Raw genomic sequence first — 4,540 nt, forward strand, 5'->3', positions numbered from 1 at the left:
TGGGAAGCGGACTCGGAGTAAATAGTTTGGGTTATAATAATAAAAATTGGATAAAAAATATAACAAATCAACTAAATAAATTACAACATACTTCAAATTTGTATTACAATAAACCCTATATAGAACTTGCCGAAAAATTATGCAAAATAACGAAATTCGATAAAGTATTTTTTTCAAATTCTGGGGCGGAGGCAAACGAAGCGGCTATAAAATGTGCGAGAAAATATTCTTTCGTCAAATACGGAAAGGACGCTAAAAGATATAATATAGTTTCGCTCAAAAATTCTTTTCATGGCAGAACTATGGCTACGATTTCGGCGACAGGGCAAGATGTTTTCCATAATTTCTTTTTTCCTTTTTTGGAAGGATTTTTATTTGCCGAAGCTAATAATTTGGAAGACACAATTTCAAAATTAAAAAATAATTCCTGCGCGATAATAATGGAACTCGTTCAAGGCGAGGGCGGAGTAATTCCATTAAATAAAGAATATGTTAAATCGGTTAGAGAATATTGCGACAAAAACGATATTTTAATGATAGTTGACGAAGTTCAAACGGGAGTGGGAAGAACGGGAAAATTTTTATGCTGTGAACATTATAATTTGAAAGCGGATATAATAACTTTGGCTAAAGGTTTGGGAGGCGGACTTCCAATCGGAGCAACGCTTATGAATAAAAAATGTTCCGACACTTTTACCGCGGGAGACCATGCTTCCACTTTCGGAGCTAATCCAATAGTTTGCGCGGGAGCTTTGGAAATTCTTAAAAACATAGATAAAAATTTTCTTAAAGAAATTTCTAAAAAAGGAAAATATATAAAAGATAATTTGATTAAATTGGATAATGTAAAAAGCGTTGACGGAATCGGGCTAATGCTCGGAATAGAACTTAAAGAAGGACTTAACGCTCGAGAGATTGTAGAAAAATGCATTTCAAAAGGAATAATTCCATTGACTGCAAAAAATAAAATAAGACTTCTTCCTCCTCTTAATATTTCGCAAAAAGATTTGGAAAAAGCGATTGGGATTTTGAGCGAAGTTTTGAAACAATATTAACTATATTATTTTTATAAAAATTTTAATTTTAAGTATGCTTGAAAAAAACGGTTTTATATTATAAACTATTACAAATTCGATTAATATATGTTTTTCTATTTAATAAACAAAAATAAAAAATTAAAATTATAGATTAGAGATTGGAGATAGAATGAAAAAAATTGTTTATATACTTTCGCTCGCTTTTATATTTAATTCTTTGTCATTTGCTATAGACGATATTGTCGACAAAGATAATTTGCATAATTTAATCGAGGGCGTTACTTCTTCGAGAGCTGGAACGGATAGAATAGGAACTATTTACGATTTTTCGCCGTTAATGGAAAAAGACACTCCTTTTAAGCTGGGTTTTTCGTTATTGGATTTAAGTCATATAGTAGATAATAAAACGATTATAAACGGAGAGAGAAGATTCGCTTTTTTGCCTAAAGGTTTTATAGGTTTAAGTTATGGAATATTCGGATTTGGGTATCAATTTAGTTTATATAACGATTTAAGCGAGAAAAAATCTCCAGTCGCTCATAGCCATTCTTTAGCTTTCGGACTTGCGATGGAAAAATACAGATTTAATTTGCCCGTTTCCGTTTCTGTTGCCGATAAAAATTATTACGGAGGAAGATTGTCGATAAGCTCGACTCCCAAATTTTCTTTTATGTTTAGAGGCGGTTTGCTGGACGAATTTTCTATTTCTTTACATTATGGTATTCAGCTTTCTTCAATAACCAACGAAGTGACAGGAACTTCAGTCGCTCCTATGGTTATTGGATTTTCTTTATACGGCGAGTTTATGCTTACGAGATTCGATAATTATCCCGTTCAAATAAGTTTGCCCGTTAAACTTGCGTATTATTACGGAATCGGAAGCAGATGGGCTACTATAGACGCAGGATACGCCGAAGATTCTTTAACTAATTATTTATATGACGATAACGGCGGACGCTCTACTGGAAGCATGAGATTCTACGCGTTACTCCCCGCAAAGTTTGAGGCAAAATTGGGAGCGATATATGTTTACGCAATGCCAAGACTCATGTTTGAAGGAAATCTTTATAAAACTGACGGAATGTATAATCTTCGCTACGGTATGGAAGGCGAATTGCAAATTACTCCTATAGAAAATCTTACTTTTGGGCTTACCGCTTACGGAGAAGGAAAAAGCATAATCAGAGAGAACGCCGATTTTGAAATAAAAAACGGTTTTGGAGCTGGTTTGGATATTTGGGGAATTTGGAGATATTAAATAAATGCAAGATTCAAGAATAAATAAATTAGCGGAAAATTTAATAAACTATTCATGTAAAGTGAAAAAAAACGAAAATGTTTTGATAAAAGTTTACGGAGAAGGCGAAGAATATAATTTGGTTGTAGCCTTAATAAAAGAAATTTACAAAGCGAAAGCGAATCCTTTCGTGTGGAATCATAATCCGCAAATAATGAGAGAATTATTAAAAGATTGCAACGAAGAGCAGATAAAATTATGGGCGCAAACCGATTTGGCGCTTATGCAAAAAATGGACGCCTACATTGGAATATGGGGAGGCTCGAATAACGCCGAAAATTCTTCGGTTCGCAGAGAGAATAATCAAATATACGAAAAATTTTATTCGAATCCCGTTCATATGCATGAGAGAGTAAAAAATACAAAATGGGTTATACTCAATTATCCTACTCCTTCTATGGCGCAACAGGCTTCTATGAGCACGGACGAGTTCGAGGATTTTTATTTTAAAGTATGCAATTTGGATTATTCAAAAATGTCGAAAGCGATGGATAATTTAGTCGAGCTTATGGAAAAAACCGATAAAGTAAAAATTGTCGGCAAAGAAACCGATTTAACTTTTTCGATAAAAAATATTAAGGCGATTAAATGCGCGGGGGATATGAATATTCCAGACGGAGAGGTTTTTACCGCTCCCGTTCGAGAATCGGTTAATGGAATTTTATCTTATAACGCTCCTTCTTTGTATAACGATGGTTTTACTTACGAGAATATAAAATTTGAATTCAAAGACGGAAAAATCATAAAAGCTACTGCAAACGACACGAAAAGAATAAACGGAATTTTGGATACGGACGAAGGCGCAAGATATATTGGCGAATTTTCTTTGGGGTTAAATCCTTATATAACGAAACCAATGAAAGATATTTTATTTGACGAAAAAATAATGGGAAGCTTTCATTTTACTCCTGGCTCCTGTTATGACGAAGCGCCAAACGGAAATAAATCTATTATTCATTGGGATTTGGTTTGTATTCAGACGGAAGATTACGGCGGAGGTGAAATTTATTTTGACGATGTTTTGATAAGAAAGAACGGAATTTTTGTAGTCGATAGTTTGAAATGTCTTAATCCAGAGAATTTATATTAAGAATTTATTTACAAAGAATTTATATTATCGGGGCTTATTACTATAATATTTTTATTTTTGTTAAACATATAAGCCGTTTGGGAAAATGCGCCGATTGTGAATATCATATTTTTAGCGCAAGACATTAAATATGCGTCAAAATATACGGCGTCCTTATTGTCGTTGTCGCAATAAATATAATCCACTTCTTTATTCAAATATTTAAAAATATTGTTTTTTACCCAATTCATATCGTTTGAAAAGAAAAAGAATTTCGGCTTTATAGGTTTTAATTTTTCTATCATTAAATAAATAGCTTTGAAGATATAATCTTTATATATTGAATCGTTATTCTTGAACGCTCCGAATCCGCCATGCGCTTTAATATCGCCTCTTCTAATATGAACGGCTACTGACGCGGGATGATTGATTATTTCGTTATATAAATTCAAGTTATTGCCTTTTAATTTATGATATAGATTTTTATGCATATCTAATTTTTTCATTACATATGATTTATCAAAAGAGCCTATATACGGATGAAAATGGCAATATAATCTTTTTTTATTTTTGCATAATTCGTAAAAATCTCCGCTATCGTAATAAAATAACCTTTTATATATTTCGATTTCTTCATCAGTTGCTATTTCTATTTTTATATCTTCAAAACAATTAAGCAAATCAAACTTTCTTTTTTCTTTCTTTTCAATATCGAGACCGCTTATAGAATACCAACTTATATCATATTTTACATTTTTATTATAATTATCTTTTATAAATTCTCCAAAAATATATTTTCCTAATTGTCCCGCAAAACCGTCACACTGATTTATTATTATATAATCTTTATTGTTTATTGAATTATTACTATTAATTATATATTCAACTTTATAAGCCGTGTTTACTATATCGTTTAGAATATTTCTCATGTTATCTCTTTTGCTTTTTTTCGGTATAATCCAAACTAATTTATTTACAAGGTCGGTATAATTTTTATATAGCATTATTTATACCTCTTATAAAAGAAAAAATACCCGCTGTAAAAAGAATAGCGAAATAAAATCTTTGAAATAATTTTTTAGTTTTGCAATGAAAAAACAGCCAAAAATTATAATAATGGCTTGTATTGTATTGTAT

General features: G+C 31.5%; 4 protein-coding genes. 3 read left to right on the plus strand and 1 reads right to left on the minus strand.

All coding sequences use genetic code 11. From position 1 onward, the window contains the following. The 3 genes from EZH24_RS07515 to EZH24_RS07525 all read left to right on the plus strand — a co-directional run. Window positions 1-1,055 (plus strand): aminotransferase class III-fold pyridoxal phosphate-dependent enzyme (locus EZH24_RS07515; protein WP_137998502.1); only part of this gene is annotated, 1,055 nt, incomplete at its 5' end. 151 nt (window positions 1,056-1,206) lie between these two features. Further along, a complete protein-coding gene (locus EZH24_RS07520) occupies window positions 1,207-2,295 on the plus strand; it encodes a cell surface protein (protein ID WP_137998503.1) in 1,089 nt (362 codons plus the stop codon). Window positions 2,296-2,299: 4 nt separating this feature from the next. Beyond that, window positions 2,300-3,424 (plus strand): aminopeptidase, encoded by a 1,125-nt coding sequence (locus EZH24_RS07525; protein ID WP_137998504.1) that lies wholly within the window; start codon window positions 2,300-2,302, stop codon window positions 3,422-3,424. Window positions 3,425-3,432: 8 nt separating this feature from the next. Here EZH24_RS07525 and EZH24_RS07530 read toward each other — a convergent pair whose 3' ends face one another. Continuing rightward, the gene (locus EZH24_RS07530) at window positions 3,433-4,407 is read right to left on the minus strand and encodes an alpha-1,2-fucosyltransferase (protein ID WP_137998505.1); all 975 of its coding nucleotides are present in this window, start codon (window positions 4,405-4,407) and stop codon (window positions 3,433-3,435) included. Between the last annotated feature and the right edge of the window lie 133 nt (window positions 4,408-4,540).

Source organism: Brachyspira catarrhinii, from assembly GCF_005518285.1.
Classification (GTDB): domain Bacteria; phylum Spirochaetota; class Brachyspiria; order Brachyspirales; family Brachyspiraceae; genus Brachyspira; species Brachyspira catarrhinii.

Coding starts and splice junctions, on each gene's coding strand:
- EZH24_RS07525 (WP_137998504.1), top strand. CDS start 2,300: ATGCAAGATTCAAGAATAAATAAATTAGCGGAAAATTTAATAAACTAT.
- EZH24_RS07530 (WP_137998505.1), bottom strand. CDS start 4,407: ATGCTATATAAAAATTATACCGACCTTGTAAATAAATTAGTTTGGATT.
- EZH24_RS07520 (WP_137998503.1), top strand. CDS start 1,207: ATGAAAAAAATTGTTTATATACTTTCGCTCGCTTTTATATTTAATTCT.